Below are 18,802 nucleotides of genomic sequence, written 5' to 3' on the forward strand. Positions count from 1 at the left end.
AATGCTAGCCGTATGTTTTTCTTTGCAACAAAGGATACCATTTACCAAATGGATGTGCAGAAGAATATTTAGGATCGCCCCACCAAAAAGCTAAGGGATTGTTATTCGGACAGTTTCTAAAGCTAAAGACAGTGGATCCGAAGCCGAACCCATCAAAGCGACTATATCCTAAAGGTTTAACAACTACACTTGGTGACTGGCAATAACCAAGTATCTTTAGTCCAGCTTTAGTAATTGCAAGTTCATATTGTGATCTTCTATTTGTTGAGAAAACCTTATTCTTTAATCCACGGTTCACTCTAAAAACAGGTTCTCTCTCTTGTCTATTAATGTATTCATATGCTTCCTTTATTTCCATAACTGATTGTTCTGGCCAAAAAACATGCGAGTCATCTTTGTATCTCAACCGGTTTTCTAAACGAAAGCTTTCAATTGACCAGAATTTGAATGTAATTTCCTTTTTATTCTCTTGAGCTATAGTTGGCAGCAATTTGTTTACGTACCATTGTCCACTTTGATACCACCCCATAAGAACAATGCTAACATGGCACTTTTGGGGGGCATCATTAATTATCCATCTTTTAAGATCAGAGATAAGTCGGTTGCCAGAAAAAAGAAAATCATCTAAGTATATGTAGTGGAGTGAATCAGAATTAACTTTTGGAGAGAATCCAAAGTTATCTTTCACACTTTTACATACTAAAGAGACTAACTCTTTTTGACTGTTTCCATTTAGTTGGATATCGCTCATTGATATATTTGACCAAAAATCAGATGGATCATTCGTAGCGAAATTTGTAGAAGTAATTAGACCAGAGATAAACTTTGAGAACTCATCTTTTGTAATGTAAGTACGCTTTAGTATTCTGTTTGTCTCAGCTAAGACTATTTCTTGATCATTTTCGTCAAACTGCTCTATCCATCTAGTGACATGAGCTTCATCTAACTTACCAAACTCGCCGTCAGCATAATCAATAATTATATTAGATATACTTCTTATTAAATCATCCACAACTACTCTCCAGTAAAAAGCCTATTTTCTGTATCAACTCTCAGTGCTGAAGGTATCATCAACTGATACATCCAATTTATTCTTAATATTAGAGGTTACGATCGCTACCGCACGGAGTTACCGCTCCCCTAGCACTGCTTTTAACCAGACTAAAAATTGGTAAATCATGGGCTGAACTCGGTTGCCTTTGAGGCTGTGAGGGCCGGATGAGAAAGATATCAAACGGCGACCAATCAAAGTGAGCAAAAAGTTAGTTATCGCTCGGATTTTGAAAGGTTTTTTGACGAGGATCAGACTTGAGCCAAGTTGGCTGCGGGTTGAGTGGGTGAGGGGGTTTAATAAATAAACAGATAAGGCATCCTTGACGACTGATGCCAAGTGACAGGGGGGGCTGGGCAAAATCACTGTGATGCCCTGTTATCAGGGCGATTTGTTTTTAGGTCATCGATCAGACCGGCCACGTTTGTCGAGGGGGTTTAGTAGCCGGTCATCTCCAGATAGCCGACCCCCTTGGCGTCTCCCGAGACAGAGACCGCGCCCTCCCAGTAGTCAAAGCGCCCTGTCATGGCCTGATTGGGCTGACGTGCTTTGATGGTGAGGCTCATTCCGGCGGCGTTTAGCTGCCACTCGACGGGGTAATTCTGCCCCTTGGGGCCGCGCCAGGTGTTGCCCGGCGTAAGGCGAATCGAGTCGGGGGCGAGCACCCGGCTGCTGCCATCCCGCTCAATCAAGATGCCGTAGCGGTTTTCTGGCTGGTTTTCGGGATTAGCGCGTCCCGCCTTGGTGCGCAGGCGAAACAGCATCAGCTCGCGGCCATCGGCCAGTTGCAGCGAAAACCAGTCCCAGCCCGATTGCCACTCGGCCAATACCGAGCTGCTCCACTCGTGATCAAACCAGCCTTGTCCGGTTACGGTGCGGGTCTCGCCATCGCGGGTCAGGGTTCCGCGAAGAGTGAGGCGCGGGTAGGAGTAGTAAAAGGAGGCGTTGCCCGGGCTCTTCTCGCTATAACCGGCCTTGCCTTGCAGCACCAGCGGTTTGGCGGCAATGGCGGTGAGGTTCAGCTCGCCAATCTTGCTCTGCACCTTGAGGGTGGCGGGGAACAGCGCCGCCCCTTGCGAGGCAAGCCGCCACTCCCTGAGCCAATATTGGCCGCCGTTGGCTCCCGCCAGCCCCGGCCCCTGCCGACTGGCCCGTTCATCTTGCTGGTGGCTGCCACGGTCGAGATCCGTGATGGCAAACTGGGCCAGCCAGAGCTGGGGGGTGAGCCAGGGGTTGCTGGTGCGAAGTGCTTGCTCGATACCCTGGCGAAACAGAGTCCACTGCATGCCATATTCGCGCCCCTGCTCATCCTTGAGATTGCCGGTGAGATACCACCACTCGGAGCGGTAATCGGGGTGGGCGGCGTGATCCTCCGGCAATTGGATGGTTTGCCCCGGCAGCACCTTTTTAAAGCTGTCGTTGCCGCCGCCGAGCAGGGCGCCCAGATCGCTGGCCTGCGCGCAGCCGATCATGGCAATCAGCGGGATCAAGAGGGCGGCGAGCCACAGGGGCCGTAAGGAGGACAAGCTTCCCCTCACCCTGGCCCTCTCCCAAAGGGAGAGGGGATGGTTCAATGCCGCACTGTGATCTTCTCTGTGCTGAAGAAGGGGCGGAGAGAGGGAAGTGGTCAATGGGGTCTTCCAACCATGGCTGAGCCAGTGCGCTAACCGATATTTCATACCACTCTCCTTGCCGCATACCAGGAGGCCAGTGCCCCACATACCGGTGCCAGCAACAGGGCGGTGACCGCATGAAGGAGGGCGGCCTCGAAGGCGAGGCGCCAGCCAAAGGCGCGGGGGTTAACCACCTCGATCAGCACCCAGGCGAGGCCATACCCCACCGGCAGGGCCAGCAGGGCGGTGAGCAGCCCCAATCCCGCTCCTTGCCACACCAGCAGCTGGCGGCAGTGGCGGGGGCTCAAGCCCAGACTCTGCAAGGTCTGCAGCTCGCCACGGCGCGCCAGCCCCAGCACCATAAAGGCCGAGCCAATGCCGACAAAGGCGATGCCGAGGATCAGCAGTTTCAATAGCTCGGTCACCACAAAGGTCTGGTCAAACACCTTGAGCGCCGCGCTGTGGATGGCGGGGGCGGAGAGCAGATTGAGCTGCTCGCCAAAGCGCTCGCGCAGGCGATCGGCCAGTTGCTCGGGGTCGTTGCTGAAGAGGGCGAGGGATTGCACCGCCCCCGCCTCGAAGGCGTGCAGGAGTTGCCCCTTGTCGCTGCCGTAATCCTGATAGACGCCGGTGACGGTGAACTGCCGTGGCCCCTGCTCGCCGCTGATCGCCAATGTCTGGCCCACCTTGACTCCGAGGCGCACCGTCAGCGGTTCGCTCGCCAGCACTTCGTCGGGGCGGGTGGGCCAGCGTCCGGCCAGCAGCGGATAGGCCGCTTTAAGCTGAGGGATAAAGTCCATCTGCGCCCACTCGATGGGCTGCCCCTGCCAGCGGGCAGGGTGCACCGAGCGGCGCGAGGCGGCGCTCACCAGCGGATTGGCGAGCAGGGTCTTAAGGGTTGTATCGCTCAAGGTGCCCTTGTTGTCCGCCACCCCCTTGGGGGCGGTGACATAGAGATCGGCGGCCAGACGCTGGCCGAGCCAGATCTCCACGCTGGAGCGAAAACTCGACACCATGACCCCGATGCCGATGGCCGCCGCGATGGCCAGCTGCAACGCCATCACCGCGATGGCGGTGCGATCGAGGTGATAGAGGGTCTCGGCCACCCCGAGCCGGGCGGTGAGGGGGCCGCCCGCGCGCCGTCGCAACCAGCCAAGCAGGCCGCGCAGGGCATCGGGCAGCCAGAGCGCCATGGCCAGCAGCCAGCCGCCGGCGATAAAGAGGGCGCCACTCAGACCTGTTTGTGGCTGCCACAGGCAGAGGGCGCACAGCAGCAGGATGGCGATGGCCAGCACGCGCCGTCGCCACGGGTGAGCGGGGGGACGGCTGCTGCCAGCTCGCAGTTCGAGGGGGGATTGGCGCAGCAGTTGCCACCAGCCGGGCAGGTTGGCGGCCAGCGTACCGAGCAGCCCGATCAACAGCGCCTTGAACAGGCTCACAGGGGAGAGGCGCAACAGATCGATGGGGTTGGGCCCATAGAGGTCGGCCAGCGCCTGGGTCAGTTGCCCCATCAGCGCCAGCGCCAACAGGCTGCCCAGCAGCACCCCGAGCAGGGTGCCGAGGGTGGCGAGAATAAGCAGCTCCAGAATGAGCCAACGCAGTACCCGGCTCGGCCCCATCCCCAGAATGATCAACTGGGCCAGCTGGGGGCGGCGCACGCTCTGCACGAAGCGCTGGGCGTTGAACACCAGAAACAATCCCACCGCCATGGCGAGCAATGAGAGCGCCGTCAGGTTGAGGGCCAGCGCATCGCCAAGCTGGCTGGCATCGAGCGCCGGACTGATGGGCTCAAGCCACAGGGGCTGGTTGGGGTAACGGGTTTGCAGGGTGGCCTGCAGGGTGCGAGCCTCGGCGTCGCTTAATTTGAAGACGATGCGATCGAGCCGACCCGCTTTGCTCAGCAGCGGCTGGGCGAGGCCGATGTCGGTTATCAGCAGCCGCTCCATGGGCACGGCGCCCGGTTCAAAGGTGCCCGCCAGCGTCAGGGTCAGATGGCGGGCGCTGGCGCCATCGCTGCCGCCCAATACAAAGCGGCGGCTCTGGCCCGCTTGCCAGCCAAGGCGCTCCGCTTCGGGGGTTGCCAGCCAGATGCTGTCGGCACGGTTTAGGGAAAAGTCGGGCTCGCTCGCGGGTTGGGCGCCAAACAGCTGGCGCAGGGGGCCGGGGTTGAAGAGATCCATCCCCAGCAGTTGAAAGCTGCGCCCCTCTTCATCCTTGAGCCAGCCATGGAGCTGGGGCATGGCATCCAAGGCGGGCTGGCTGGTCACCAGCTGCACGTAAAGCTGCTCATCCATCCCGCCAGCAGGGGCCAGCCGGTAGTTGGCTTCCCCTGCCAGCTGGCTGCGGGCTGCGACAAAATTGGTGCGGGCACTGTGATTGAGCAGCTCGATGGCCACCACCAGCGACACCCCCAATACCAGCCCGGCCAGACTCATCAACAGCACCCAGGGGTGACTGCGATAGAGGCGCAGCAGCGCCTTGAGTGGCAGCATCAACGTGACTCCGGCAGGCGCAGTCGCCGTTTAGTCATGACGGGGCCCCTTGAGTTCGATAAGTTGACCCCCTTCGAGGCGCAGCACCCTGTCGGCCAGCTCGGCATAGGCCGGGTTGTGGCTTACCAGCAGCAAGCCTGCACCTGTGTCCCGCACCGCTGCCACCATCAGCGCCATCACCTGCTCGGCATTGTGTTCATCGAGGCTGCCGGTGGGCTCGTCGGCGAGCAGCCACTGGGGCTGATGGATGAGGGCGCGGGCCAGCGCCACCCGCTGTCGCTGGCCGCCGGAGAGTTGCTCCGGCCAGGCATGGCGCTTGTGGCTCATATCGAGCCGGTGCAGCAACTGGTCAATCCTTGTCTCATCCGGTGGCATACCGTTGATGGCGAGCGGCAGGGCCAGATTCTCGGCCACGTTGAGGGTCGGCAGCAGGTTGAAATCCTGATAGACGATACCGAAATGGCGACCCCGCAGGCGCGCCCGCTCGTCGGGTGAGCGGGTGTCGATCCGGGTCTCCCCCAGCCAGATCTCCCCTTCGTCCGGTGCAATCAGCCCGGCGATGAGATTGAGCAGGGTCGACTTGCCACAGCCGCTTTGGCCCAGCAGCAGGGTGATCTCGCCAGCGGGGAGGGCGAGATAGAGATGGTGGAACAGCGGCAGTCGTTCACTGCCGTTATTGAAGCTCTTGCAGAGGTTGCGCAGGGTCAGCATGGGATAACCGTTTGATGGTCAATGGCTTTCATCATGCTTGGTACGCTAGCACGGCCAGCATTGATCAACACCCCTTACGGTTGATCAAGAGTGCCAGTTAGTGATCAAGGCGGCAAAAGAGCAGTGGATCCTCGCTGGATCACGCTTGCCCGAGGTGGTTAGAATAGGGGCTTCCATGGGTCACAGGATGAGCAAGGATGTTACACAAGCAAGTCAGTTTTATCATCGATAGCAAGGGCAACAAGCAGGCTGCCGTCGTCCCCATCGAGATCTACAACGAGCTGATGACCCTGCAAAAGGCACTCTCCGACAACCGGCCGGGGGAGCGCGAGCTCTACCACTTCAACGGCAAAGGGGCCGAGGCCCACGGTTATCCGGTGGGCAAGCGGCAAAATCCGGGTTTTATGGTGCTGGCCGGTTCCACCGCCAATGGCGAGGATGCCGCCTCTTTGCGTGAAGCGGTGATCGAGCTGCGTCACGAACTGCTGGAGAAGGGGGTCATAGTGCCCCGCAGTCAGGGCGGCTTTGTCTTTACCGCCGATCAGCTGTTCAACAGCCCGAGTCTGGCCGCCAGTCTGGTGGCGGGCAATAACCGCAGCGGTCTGGATGCCTGGCAAAACAGCGCAGGCTATACCCTCAAGCAGTCGGGTTTCGGCAAGAAGTAATCCCGCGTTTCGACAGCAAACCAATTAAGCGTTAATTGACCTGGATGAATTTTTCTTTTCATCCAGGTGCTAGCATCATTGCCAGACGGTTCTAAAAGGAAGAGACCATGTCTGCGCTCACCCCTGTTATTTTGCTGCTGTCCCTGTTTATCCCTCACGCCCATGCCAGTAGTGGCCCTGTTCTGTTGACATCCTCTTCAATCGGACTTTTTTGTGTCGGATTGTTTGTGTTGGCCTACGCCCTGGTGATGGCCGAAGAGTATCTGCAACTGCGCAAGTCCAAACCCGTGCTGGTGGCCGCCGGGGTGATCTGGATCCTGATCGGTATCGCCTATGCACAGCAGGGGATGAGTCCGGCGGCCGAGCAGGCCTTCCGCCATACCTTGCTGGAATATGCCGAGCTGATGCTGTTCCTGCTGGTGGCGATGACCTATATCAACGCCATGGAGGATCGGCGGCTGTTCGATGCCCTGCGCGCCTGGCTGGTGCGATCCGGCTTTCACTTGCGCACCCTGTTCTGGTTGACCGGCGGGCTTGCTTTTTGTATCTCGCCAGTGGCAGACAACCTGACCACAGCGCTCTTGATGTGCGCCGTGGTGTTGAAGGTGGCCAACGGAGATCGACGTTTTGTCAATCTTGCCTGCATCAACATAGTGATCGCCGCCAACGCCGGAGGGGCGTTCAGTCCCTTTGGCGATATCACCACCCTGATGGTGTGGCAGGCGGGCAAGGTGCAATTTGGCCAGTTCTTCACCCTGCTGATCCCCTCTCTGCTCAATTTTCTGGTTCCGGCCATCCTGATGAGCCTGATGGTGCCGCGCCATGTGCCGGAGGCTGATAACGAGGTGGTCGATCTCAAGCGGGGGGCCCGCCGTATCGTCGCGCTGTTTTTGCTGACCATCATCACGGCGGTGCTATGCCACAGTTTCCTCCATCTGCCACCCGTACTGGGCATGATGCTGGGGCTCGGTTATCTGCAGTTTTTCGGCTTCTATTTGCGCAAGTCGCTGCCACGATCCCTTGCCCGCAAGCGTGCGCTCTATGAACGCAATGGCGATGAGGTGCGGTTGCGCAGTCTGGGGTCTGTGGTGCCATTTGACGTGTTCAACAAGGTGGCCAAGGCGGAGTGGGATACCCTGCTCTTCTTCTACGGGGTGGTGATGTGTGTCGGTGGGCTGGGCTTTATGGGGTATCTGGAGCTGGTGTCACACTGGTTGTATGCCGGTGGGGATCCCACCATGGCCAATATCTTCATCGGGGGCTTGTCGGCCATCGTGGATAACATTCCCGTGATGTTTGCCGTGCTGTCGATGAACCCGGACATGGCGCTGGGACAGTGGTTGCTGGTGACCCTGACCGCCGGGGTGGGCGGCAGCCTGCTCTCCATCGGCTCTGCGGCCGGGGTGGCCCTGATGGGACAGGCCCACGGCATGTATACCTTCTTTGGCCACCTGAAGTGGCTGCCTGCTATCTTGCTTGGTTATCTGGTGAGCATAGGGGCACACCTCTGGCTCAACAGTGCCCAGTTCTGAACGTCTGGGCGCCACTATGAAAAGAGGCTTCCGTTGACGGAAGCCTCTTTCGTTTTCCTCACAGGGGGAGGGGGATCAATCGCCTCGCTTGCCGGTCAGCAGCCAGTAACTCAGGGTGGAGCCCAGGCCGCAGCAGGCGATGGCGATGGCCATGGGCAGCGGCGAGTGGGGCGGATTGAGGTTGACCAGAATGCCGACCAGGGCGCCGATACCAAATCGCAGGGTGCCCGCCAGTGCCGAGGCGGTGCCCGCAGATTGCGGGAAGTGGCCCATCAGGCCGGTCATGGCGTTGGCGCCCACCAGACTGATATGGCCGACAAACAGTACCACCGGAATGACGATGCCCCACAGGCCGCCGGTCTGGCTCCAGGCGTTGTAGACCAGCAGGGCGCCCGCACAGGGCAGCACCAGCAGGCCGTATTGCAGCATTCGCTCGGCGCCCACTCCTTTGACCAGTCGGCTGTTGACGAAGGTGACCACCATCATCAGCAGAATATTGAGGCCAAACAGCCAGCCGTAGTGCTCGGTCGGCACCTTGAAATACTCGATATAGACGTAAGGGGAGCCGCTTAAGAAAGCGAACATGCCGGAGCTGGAGAGGGAGCCGCACAGCACATAACCCATGGCGCCGCGATGGGAGAGCACCCCCCAGTAGTTCTTGAGGATCTGGCCCAGATTAAGGGGCTGACGGTGCTCCGGTTTCAGGGTCTCCTGAATTTTCCACTGCATCACCAGACAGATCAGCATGCTGATCCCCACCAGCAGCCAGAAGATCACCCGCCAGTCGGCGTGGGCACTGATATAGCCGCCCACCACCGGCGCCACCAGCGGTGCCAGCGTCATCACCAGAATGACGAACGACATGGCGCGGGAAAACGCATCCTTCTCGAACAGATCGCGCAGCAGGGCATTGACCACCACAGAGCCCGCCGCGCCGCCCGCCGCTTGCAACATCCGATAGGCCAATAGTTCGGGCAGGGAGTCCGCCATGGCGCAGCCCACCGAGGCGATGGCAAACATCACCAGCCCCGCCAGGATCACCGGCTTGCGGCCATAGCTGTCGGCCAGCGGGCCGTAGAAGAGCTGGCCGATGGCAAAGCCGCCCAAAAAGGCGCTGATGGTGAGCTGGGCGCCGTCGATGCTGGTGGCCAGATCCCGGGCGATGGCCGGAATAGCGGGCAGATACATATCCACCGCCAGCGGGGTCAGACCCGCCAGAGCACCGAGCAGGATAAACAGGAAACGGGGGGAGAGGGCGGCAGCCTGAGCTGTTGGCGATTGGGGCATAGGGTATCCGCTGGTGAACCTTGGTTGAAAAAGGGAGAAGGGCGAGTCTATCAGGTTTGCCCCCGCTCGGCATGACGTTCCTGCCCCCTCAAAAGGGGGAGGTGCCCGGTGGCTCAGCCACCTTGGGGAGCTCGCTTGCGGTCATGCGGGCGCACTGCGCGGATCACTCCCCCCAGCCAGAGCAGCCAGGCCAGCAACGAGATGGCGTAACCGAGCCGCTCCGGCCAGCGGGCGGTGAGGGTAAAGGTGAGGCTGTGTTGTCCGGCGGGCACCCAGACCTGCACCAGCCCGTTGCGGGTGCTGCTGACGCTCAGCGGCAGGCGCTGGTCGAGCCTTGCCTGCCAGCCCGGGTAATCAAACTGGTGCAGGACCAGCTTGGCGGGGGCCGGGGCATCCACCGTCAATTCGATATGACGAGGCTGCCAGCGCTGGATCTGCCAGTTCACCCCCTGATGGTCGCTGGTGATGGCGGGCTGGAATTCCTCTTTCCAGGCCAGCAGGGTGGGGGCAAACATGCCGCGTGGCACCTGCTTTGGCCGGTATTCGCGGGCGCTGCGCTTGCTGTCGAACTCCCCGTCGAGCTGACTCTTTACGGGAGCCTGGGTGAGCGGCGCCTCGCGTACATAGAGTCCCTGCGAGAGCAGGGTGAGGGCAAGCAGTAGCCACCAGACCCACTGCCACGGGCGATAGGTGGGGGTACCCAGCGCCACCACGGCGACGGTAGCGATGACCAGCAGCAGATTGAGGCGCCAGGGAAATTGCACCAGTTGCAACGGAGTGAGCAGGCGCCACAGGGGCTCGCTTGGTGGCAGCATCATCAGAAAGCTCAGGGTGCCAATGACCCCCCAGAGCAGCAACTCGGGATGGCGCGGCTCGCGGGCGGCAGCCCAAGCTACCAGCAGCAGAGCCAGGGTGAGCAGCGTCAGCCAGGCGAGATGGCCGCGAAAGCGCCAGTCATCACGGCTTTGGGGCAAACGATCGAGAAAGTTGCGCTGAAATTCGAACATGCCGGTGCGCATCTGCTCCATGGAGATCCCCGCCTGATCCAGCAGAGCGGGCAGCAGCAACAGGCTGGCCATCGCCAACCCCCAGAGCTGGCCCAGCAGGGTGCCAATGAGCGGGGAGGCGGTGACAGGGACACTGACAAGCGTTGTGCTCCCCTTGTAGCGCCAGACCAGCAGCAGGCTGCGCAGGGTGAGCAAGCCCAGAATGAGCAGGGTGCTTGGTAGATGGGAAAGCGTCAGCATGGAGACGGCCAGTGCGAGCAGCAGTAGCGCAAAAGGGGCGCCGCGGCAGAGGCGATCCTGCGCCAGCAGTGCCAGCGGTGCCCAGACGAAGGCCCAGCTCTCTGCCAGGGCAAAGCGGGCGTAGATATCGATGGCCAGATGATAGGGCAGCGCCATATAGAGCAAACTGGCCGCCAGCGCCCGTCCGTGGCTGGCAAAGGGGCGCAACCAGAGATAGGCAAACAGGCCGGAGAGCCAGAGTGCCACGCTGCTGCTCCAGAGCAGCGGCGTCATCGCCTCGTGGGCCAGTGGGGTGGGGCCGGCGAAAAGTGCGCTCACATAGTAGGGCAAGGGGGGATAGAAGAAAAAGACCGGGCTGCCAAAGGCGCCGTTCATCTCCATCAACCAGCGCGGATAGAGTTCACCTTGCCACAGTTGCACGGCAAAGAAGTGACCGGAGAGCAGGTGGTGAAACAGATCATGGCCTTGGCTACCGCCACGCAGCCAGAATGGCAGCAACAGGAGGGCACAGGCCCCGGTCAGCACCGACAAAACCCACAGCCACTCTCTGGTTACACGCATAAGGAGACTCGTCTGTTATGGATGCGCAGTGAGTGTACCCGAGTTGTTCCCCTCATTTTTAGTTGCCTTGGTGGATTTTTGTACTCTTTCTATGTTTCTTGTCATTTTTCCCATGGGTTGTCTGCCGCGAGGGAATGGCGAGCCAGAGTCCGGGCTCGGCGGCAAAGCGTGGGGCAAACCAGTGCTGGCGCACCGCAGTGGGCATTTCGCTTGCGGTGATGGGGCGGCGACTGAGGCGGCAGGCTCCCCGAGAGAGCGCCAGCGCTGCATCCCCCTTGTACCAGCCATCGGTCACTGGCAGTGCCGTGGTTTCCCGCAGCAATCTTACCCCCCACTGGGTCACCAGGGCCGGGCACGCTGTTTCTGCCAGTTTTGCCGCCTGCACCATGGCGGGCGGACGGGGCAGGGTGAAGGTCGCGCCGAGCAGCAGCAATCCGGCGACCGCGACCACCCACTCGCCACGACGTGGCAGCCAGCCTGCCAGCAGCACGATACCGAGCAGGGTGACGGGGGCCAGATGGCGGGGATTGTCAGGGTTCTGGCCAAACAGGGTCCAGAGCAGCAGGGCGAGCCAGTAGAGCGTCCAGAGCGGAGATAGGGCTGCCTTGTGATCTTTTGACCGTTGCCAAAGCGGCAGCATCAGCAGCGCCACCATCAACAGGGGCCAGAGCGGGGTCAGCTGATCGTTGAAAGTGCGCGCCCAGCTCAGCAGTCGATCGCCGTGGGCCGCCGCTGTGTTGCCCCACAGGGTAAAGTGGCCGTCGGTAAAGCGGCGCCCCTCGCTGAAATAGGTCCAGCCATCGGCCTGCCAGACAAACAGCAGGCAGATAAGCCCTACCAGCACGATGGGGAGCATAAACCTGACACGCGTTCCCTGCTGCGCCAGCCCGAGCCACAGGGGCTGCAGGGTCAGCATGAAGTAGGAGGGGCGCAGCGCCAGCATAAGGCCCAACAACAGGCCTGCCAGTGCGAATCTGCGCTGCTGCAAGGCCAGCAGCGTTCCGAGCCAGGCAGCCAGAGCCGGCCCGTCCGAGAGGCCGGAAAGAGCGAGCGTCGGGGTGAGCGGCAGGGCCAGCACCAGCAACCAAACCGGCGCCAGCAGGCTTGGCCGTTGCCACAGCTTCACCGCCAACAAGGCGGCGAGCGGCGCCAGCAAACTGCTACCGAGCAGACTTGCCCACTGCACCGCGCGGGCTGGCTCGTCCACCGCCAGATTGATCAACCGCGCAAGCCAGATAAAGGCGGGGTAGCCGGGAAAGTGGGGGGAGAACTCCAGCACGCTAAAGCGCGTCACCCCGTGGGCGAAATTGAGGGCATCGTCGGAATCGAGCGCCACCGGGAAGGCCAGCAGCCAGCCGATCCAGGCCAGTTGCAGCAGGGCAAGCAGCCAAATAGTGATTGAGCAGGAGGAAGCCCAACGCCGATACGTTGCCTTACCCCTCATCCCCAGCCCTTCTCCCGCAAGGGGAGAAGGGGGCAAACCGGCGTTCGGGTGCATTTATCGGCAGGCCGTGCGTAGGGTGGGTAGAGCGCAGCGAAACCCACCGTTTGTCACAGCGAGGTGGCGCAATGATTGGCAGGTTGCCATCAAAGCGGCGCCAGCACGGCCATCAGCGCTTTTTCTGCATCGCTAAAGGCGGCGGCATCGGCGGGCTTGGCGCCCACTCCGAATACCCCCGGGTTGCCGATGGCATCCAGCACCTTGGCCAGCGCTAGCTCGGCGGCCTTGCGATCCCCTTCATTGAGTGATGGGAGGATCAAGTCGAGGAAGCGCTTGCTCTTGACCACCAGCACCTTGGCGGTCTGGTAGTCGCCAAGATTCTGGCTGGCCCCTTCGAGCCGGCGCTCGATCTCCGCCTTGTAGGCCCGGTTGAGCAGGGCGGCGGTGGCGGCGGCATCTTTGGCCTTGATGGCGGCTGCCAGCGGCCCTTGCAGCTCCACCTTGTGGTGCTGTTCCAGATAGGTCAGCTCGTCGGCAATCTCGCTCAAGGTGGTGCTGGCATCCTTGCCGTCAGTGGCGGCGCCCAGCAGCGCTTCGCGGGCGTCGATCAGTGGCTCCTTGCCGGCGGCGGCGTAGGAGTAAGCCTGCGCCTGCCCGCTCAGGGTCAGCAGCAGGGTGAGGGCGAGTAAACCCGGGCGGATGGTCATCCTTTTCTCCTTACTTAATGCCAATGGCGCGGCCATCAGGCCACGCTCTGGGTTTCGATCACGGTATTTTCGTTGCGATGGTTAAAGGTGTTGTGGCGTCTGTCTACCTGTTCGACACCGACAAGCCTCACGCCACGCTCTGGGTTTCGATCACGGTGTTTTCATTGCGATGGTTAAAGATGGCGTGGCGTCGGTCCACCCCGTCGATAACCATGTCGGCAGCCATCATCCCCATCTCCATGGCGGTGTCGGTGAAGATGTAGCGGAATGTCCCCTGACGGCCGGTCATGATGAGGTTACTGATCGGCATCAGCGCCTTGATGGCTTCGTTGCGGCGCGCCTGATAGCCCAAATCCATCAGCGGATAGGCGTATTCGCTACGCGCTTCAAAAGTTTCATCGCCAAGCTTGGCGGTATCGACGCCGAGGCTCGCCAGATCGGCGGTAACCCGACCGCGCAGATCAGAGAGCGGCGCCTGCCAGGTAGCATCCCCGGGATTGCAGGGGATCTCCAGCATCACCGAGGTCTGGCCTTGGGGCGCCATAAAGGGGCTGCGGCGGCGCGGCTCCTGCAGACGGGTGGCCAGAATATGGGGGTCTGAGAGGTACTGCCAGGTGTTGTCCGACAGGTTCTCCTGCTTGAGGGGCATATTGACGAAGCGAAGCGACCGGTATTGGAGATCGCACGGCAAGCCCAGATGCTGGCAGGTGAGCGGCAGCGGCAGGGTAGAGATCACCTGATCAAAGCGCTCGCTCTGCTCAACGTCATCTTGTTTCCAATACACCCGTTCGATGCGGCCATCGGCCTGCTCAAGGCGGGTGATGGTGGCGCCAGCTTTCAGCTCAACGCCCTCTGCTACCAGCCGCTCCCCCAGGGTGGTGAAGATCTGGCCGAAGCCATATTTGGGGTAGCGGTATTTGCGGGCATAGGTGCGCACCGAGATACTGCCGTTGCGTCTTGGCAGCAGGCGGCGCGCCACGTCTTTGAGATCGATGAGGCTGATGCGCTGACCGGCCCAGTCGGCGGAGAGTTTGTCCGGATTGATGCCCCAGAGCTTGCCGGTGTAGCCCTCGAAGAACTGACGGTAGAGGGTGCGGCCAAAGTGACTCTGGATCCACTCGGCAAAGCTCGCCTTGGCAAAATCGGTGGGCTTCTTGGCAAAAGGCAACAGCAGCAAGTCTTTCACCGCACCTGCCATCAGGGCAAGCGGCGCCGTCTTGAGCAGGTTGGGCAGGTTCAATGGGTAGTCATAGGTGCGCCCGCCAAAGCGGATGACGCTCTTGCGCTCGGCGTGGAGCAGATCGTCCCCCATCAGCTCGTCGATAAAGGCGAGCAGCTCGGGGTTTTTGGTGATAAAGCGGTGGCCGCCGTAGTCGAAGCGATACTCCCCATCGCGCCCCTTGAAGGTCTGGGTAGCGCACATGCCGCCGACCACCGGCTCCTGCTCGAACAGGGTGACGGCAAAACCGGCGCGGCGCAGGCGCCAGGCCGCCATCAAACCGGCGGGGCCTGCGCCCAGCACTGCAATGCTTTTCTTGTTGTTATCGCTCATGACCTATTCCGAAACTGCTTGATAGATAAGGGAACCGCGCCAAGGCGCGGCTCCCGAATGGTGTTGTTACCCCGTGGCCTTGTTGCCACAGGGGGGCGGGCTCAGCCCTTGCTGGATGCGGTGCTCACCTGCGGGCGATAGCTGCGCTGCCAGAGGGTAACGAAGATCGCCAGATAGAGGGCCCAGGTCAGCAGCTGCAAGCCAGCGGGTGAGGCATTGTAGCCAAACAGGGCGCGCAGGAAGGTACCAAATACCCCCTGATCGTCGAGAATGTGGCTGATATCGAACACCGGTGTGGTCCAGAAGGTGATGATCTCTGCCGCCTGCAACATGTTGACGGCAGACGAGAGCAGACCTGCGGCGATGATGATGATAAGCAGGCCCGTCCAGCGGAAGAAGGGGGCCAGCGCCACCTTGCGGGTGGAGCGCAGCAGCCCCCACACCAGCGCGATGGAGACCAGCAGCCCCGCCAGCGCGCCCATCAGGCCGGATTGCAGATCGACCCCTTGCCCAGAGTAGAGCAGGGCCGAGAAGAAGAGCACGGTTTCAAAGCCTTCGCGCATCACCGCCAGAAAGGCGAGCAGCACCAGACCAAACAGGTTGCCGCCATCGATGGCCGCATCGATGCGCGCCGTCATGGCCCCCACCTGGGATTTGGCCTGCTTTTGCATCCAGATCGCCATATAGGTGAGCACCAGGGTGGCGAAGATGAGGATCCCCGCCATCAAGAGGTGGTTGTAGCGCTCGCTCTCGAACTGGCTCACCACCACCTGGAACAGGAAGGCGACGATAAGGGAAGCGATAAGGCCGAGCCCCACCCCCAGATAGATGAACTTGTTGTAGCGACTCGCCCCCAGCTTGGCGAGGTAGGAGAGGCAGATGCCGACCAGCAGGAAGGCTTCCAGCCCCTCGCGCAGGGTAATCAGAAAACTTGCAAACATCAGGATTGAGGCTCCGTAGCGGGCGTGACGGGAAGAGGCTGCAAGGTAAGTTGCAACCGATTTAGCTGCACTATGGGTGGCTCCGGCAAGCTGGGCTCGGCGGCACGCACCGCATCATTGACCCACTTGGGGTAGGTGCGGAAATTGAGTTTGATATCGGCCTTGAAGGGCCCTTGGGCATCTGCGGGCAGCTGCCAGGCTTCATCCCGCCAGCCATCGGCCGGAATGCGGGTATCTTCCAAGAGCTTGGCGTAACGCCAGAACTTGAGCCCCACCGGCTTGCCCTCGGCATCGCCGAATACTTTTCTGAACAGCCGCGCATCTTCTGGGACAGCGCCATCCACCGGCTGGCCGCTGGCAAGCACCACCTTGCCGGTGGCGTCGGTGACGGTCAGCTCCAGCCAGAGTTCACGAAAATCAGCTACGCCAGTGGGCAGGGCATGGCCCGCGCCGGTATTGGCGACCCGCACCACCAGTTGCTGACTATCGGCCGCCTGTTCGATACGGGCGGAGAGGGTAGCGCTGGAGCGCAAGAGCGCCAGACTCTCCTGCTCAAGGTCGGGATTTCGCAGCCCCACCAGCTGGTGCTGGGCACCGGTAAAGTTGTGGCGATAGAGCCGCGCCTTCATGGTGCCGTTTTCGGTGGACTGGCCCGCCACCGGCGCACCGCCATTGCCCGGCTCCGGGTTCATATGGCAGTCGATGCAGGTGCGCCGCTTGGCAGGATCCTCCGCGTTCGCGAAGCTGGATTTTTCCCACTCGTCCCAGGTGTTGACGATATTGGCGCCGGTGCCCGGGGCAAACTCGTTGTGGCACGACTTGCACAGGGCCGCATCGCGGTAGAAATCCTTCTGATAGGAGGCTTTGTGGGCCGCCGGACGGGCGTTGATCTGCCGCTCGGCCAGCCAGTGCTGGAGGCTGCCGCCCGGGGCATCCTCGAACACATAGCTCTCGCGGTCTTTCAAATTCACGGTAAAGGCGCTGTTGCCGCCCGCATCTTCTACCTTGGTGATGCGATGGCAGAGCACGCAGCCGGTCCCTTCCTCAACCACAGGTTCGCCCGCCTTGTGGGCGGCAATGAGTGAGGCGCCGCCCTGCTCGAACAGGTGGGAGCCCTTGGGCAGATCCATCTGGCCTGTCATCACCTGCTGAGGCATATGGCAGCCCTGACACCACTGGCCGAACGCTTCCCCTTCGGTTTCGCGGGCCAGCGCCTGCACCACCTTGTAGTAGGGGTGGGAGTTGCCCATCAGTCGGTGGTTGCTCTCGCTCCAATCTTTGAAGGCCTGTTGGTGGCAGTTCTGGCAGGAGGCGGAGTTGAGCCACTCCTTGGGATGAGTGGTCGGTGCCTTGGCGGGATCAGTGCGCGGGGCATCGAGTCGCAGCCAGTTGGCGAGATAGGGGAGGTTGCCATCGGCGGTGACGAAGGCGTGCAGATCTTCCATCATCGCTTTCACTTCCGGCTGGGGCTTCGCGGGGTCAACTGCCTCGGCCCCATCGCGGGTGTCATGGCCCATGCCGCCCTGGGTCTGCTGGGTCATGCGCAGGTATTCGCCGACAAAATCCCCCGCCACCATGTTGGTGAGGTTGGCGTGGCCGTTGATGGCGTTGTCGCCGCTCTTCTGGCGATGGGCCGCCATCAGATAGCGATTGGTGAAGTTGAACCCGTCCAGATGGCAGGAGTTGCAGCTCATCCAGTTGTCCCCCGCCATGGGGAAGCGTGAGTTGGCGCCGTTGTTGCCAAGCGTGTTACCAAGATGGAACAGCCGCTCGCCGCGCTGAAGCGGCTCGGGGCGCGGATCCGTCTCTACCAACTTGGCGAAGTGGGGCACATCGACGGTGACTCGGGCAAACGGGCCGCTACCGCCGCTATTGAGGCGGGTAAGATCCTGCCCCATGGCGTTGTGCACCAGAATATGGTCGCCATCGATCAGCAGATCCCGCGGATTCTGGCCCGGCAGGTGACGCAAGAGCTGGGTCGCCTTGGCGCCCCCCTGAAACTTCTTGCGGCGGTGACGGTTGTTGTTGGACTTGCCGCTGCGGGAGAGATCAAACACCAGCAGATCTTCCGAGCCCGCCAGGGTCAGATAGACCCGCTTGCCGTCGGCGGCGAAGCGCGCAGCAAAGGGGTTGGAGACGATCTGGCTGCGGTTGCCGACGCTTGGCAGGTTGATCTGCAAAAAGAGCTGTTTTCTTTCATCTACCCGCTCTTTCTCCTCATCGAGATCGATGATGGAGACGGCCGGAAAGACGGTGCTCTGAAACTGGAAGGGGTGGCTGAAGCTCCACAGCACATGGGGCAGCCAGGCCTCGCTGCCATCGGGGGAGAGGGCGATGCCGTCGAGCAGGCGCGGCAACCCCTGCGAGTCGCTCGGCGTGTCGCTACGGGTCTCGGCCAGGGTGATGAGCTTGGGCTTGGGAAGCGAAGCTCCCTTGGCGCCATGGCCAAGTTTGGCGAGATCATAGATGGCGAGCTGGCCGGTCATGGCGTGGGTGAGCAGCAGGCGATCGTTGTCGGTCAAGGCCAGTCCACGGGGAGTCTCGGCGGTTTCTGCATCCAGCTGTAGGTTGCCGGCGGTGTCGAAAGCCTGCAGGCGAGCGGATTCGAACAGCGTGACCCAGAACCACTGCCGCTTGGCATCGAAGATGACCCCGTAGGGGCGATGGCCGGTGGGGATCGCCTTTGCCAGATCGAGATCATCATCCAGCAGCAGCAGGCGATCACCGCTGTAATCGGTGACCAGCAGGGTGCCGTCATCGGCGCGGGCAAGCTGGCGCAGATCGCCCCCCAGCTGCACCTCTTTGAGCCGCTTGCCGCTATCGCGCTCAAGCAGGGTGACGGAACCTGCGCTCAGGTTGGCGGTAACGAGGCGCGGGGCGCTTCCCTCTTCATAAGCCAGCATCCCGGCACCCATCTGCTGGGCAGTGGCAAAGGGGCTGGTCAGCAGCAGAAGGAGGGCCAGCAGGGGTGACAAATATGCAGAAAACGATGACTTCAACAT

The 18,802-nt window shown here is 61.0% G+C and carries 13 protein-coding genes; 2 read left to right on the forward strand and 11 right to left on the reverse strand.

The annotated features are described in order from the left end of the window. Positions 1-4: 4 nt before the first annotated feature. The 4 genes from A9G06_RS21920 to A9G06_RS09485 all read right to left on the reverse strand — a co-directional run bounded on the left by A9G06_RS21920 (position 5) and on the right by A9G06_RS09485 (position 5,867). Positions 5-1,012 (reverse strand): hypothetical protein, encoded by a 1,008-nt coding sequence (locus A9G06_RS21920; protein ID WP_139126205.1) that lies wholly within the window; start codon positions 1,010-1,012, stop codon positions 5-7. Positions 1,013-1,488: 476 nt separating this feature from the next. After that, positions 1,489-2,541, reverse strand: coding sequence for a lipocalin-like domain-containing protein (locus A9G06_RS09475; RefSeq protein ID WP_171903385.1), 1,053 nt, complete (start codon positions 2,539-2,541; stop codon positions 1,489-1,491). A 185-nt stretch (positions 2,542-2,726) separates the two neighbouring features. Next, positions 2,727-5,156 (reverse strand): FtsX-like permease family protein, encoded by a 2,430-nt coding sequence (locus A9G06_RS09480; RefSeq protein ID WP_069555064.1) that lies wholly within the window; start codon positions 5,154-5,156, stop codon positions 2,727-2,729. Between the two features lie 30 nt (positions 5,157-5,186). Beyond that, the gene (locus A9G06_RS09485) at positions 5,187-5,867 is read right to left on the reverse strand and encodes an ABC transporter ATP-binding protein (protein WP_069555065.1); all 681 of its coding nucleotides are present in this window, start codon (positions 5,865-5,867) and stop codon (positions 5,187-5,189) included. Between the two features lie 197 nt (positions 5,868-6,064). On the opposite strand from A9G06_RS09485, the gene A9G06_RS09490 reads away from it, so the two are divergent. Together A9G06_RS09490 and nhaD are read left to right on the forward strand one after the other, a co-directional pair. Continuing rightward, complete coding sequence (locus tag A9G06_RS09490; RefSeq protein WP_005333716.1) at positions 6,065-6,532, forward strand: DUF4357 domain-containing protein; 468 nt, start codon at positions 6,065-6,067, stop codon at positions 6,530-6,532. Positions 6,533-6,639: 107 nt separating this feature from the next. After that, positions 6,640-8,064, forward strand: a complete 1,425-nt coding sequence (gene nhaD / locus A9G06_RS09495) for a sodium:proton antiporter NhaD (protein ID WP_069555066.1) — start codon at positions 6,640-6,642, stop codon at positions 8,062-8,064. A gap of 75 nt (positions 8,065-8,139) precedes the next feature. Here the strand turns inward: nhaD and A9G06_RS09500 are convergent, their stop codons facing one another. The 7 genes from A9G06_RS09500 to A9G06_RS09530 form a co-directional block, all read right to left on the reverse strand. Continuing rightward, positions 8,140-9,351 (reverse strand): Bcr/CflA family multidrug efflux MFS transporter, encoded by a 1,212-nt coding sequence (locus tag A9G06_RS09500; RefSeq protein ID WP_069555067.1) that lies wholly within the window; start codon positions 9,349-9,351, stop codon positions 8,140-8,142. Between the two features lie 113 nt (positions 9,352-9,464). Further along, positions 9,465-11,159, reverse strand: a complete 1,695-nt coding sequence (locus tag A9G06_RS09505) for a hypothetical protein (RefSeq protein WP_069555068.1) — start codon at positions 11,157-11,159, stop codon at positions 9,465-9,467. Between the two features lie 58 nt (positions 11,160-11,217). Beyond that, positions 11,218-12,546 (reverse strand): hypothetical protein, encoded by a 1,329-nt coding sequence (locus A9G06_RS09510; protein WP_253182323.1) that lies wholly within the window; start codon positions 12,544-12,546, stop codon positions 11,218-11,220. A gap of 200 nt (positions 12,547-12,746) precedes the next feature. Next, a complete protein-coding gene (locus A9G06_RS09515) occupies positions 12,747-13,307 on the reverse strand; it encodes a hypothetical protein (protein WP_069555070.1) in 561 nt (186 codons plus the stop codon). A 127-nt stretch (positions 13,308-13,434) separates the two neighbouring features. Next, a complete protein-coding gene (locus A9G06_RS09520) occupies positions 13,435-14,859 on the reverse strand; it encodes an NAD(P)/FAD-dependent oxidoreductase (RefSeq protein WP_069555071.1) in 1,425 nt (474 codons plus the stop codon). 101 nt (positions 14,860-14,960) lie between these two features. Continuing rightward, positions 14,961-15,800, reverse strand: coding sequence for an FTR1 family protein (locus tag A9G06_RS09525; protein WP_069555072.1), 840 nt, complete (start codon positions 15,798-15,800; stop codon positions 14,961-14,963). Beyond that, the gene (locus A9G06_RS09530; RefSeq protein WP_069555073.1) at positions 15,800-18,802 is read right to left on the reverse strand and encodes a YncE family protein; all 3,003 of its coding nucleotides are present in this window, start codon (positions 18,800-18,802) and stop codon (positions 15,800-15,802) included. The genes A9G06_RS09525 and A9G06_RS09530 overlap by 1 nt, the downstream gene beginning before the upstream one ends.

Origin of the sequence: Aeromonas sp. DNP9 (assembly GCF_001728955.1) — a bacterium.
Taxonomy (GTDB): Bacteria; Pseudomonadota; Gammaproteobacteria; order Enterobacterales; family Aeromonadaceae; genus Aeromonas; species Aeromonas veronii.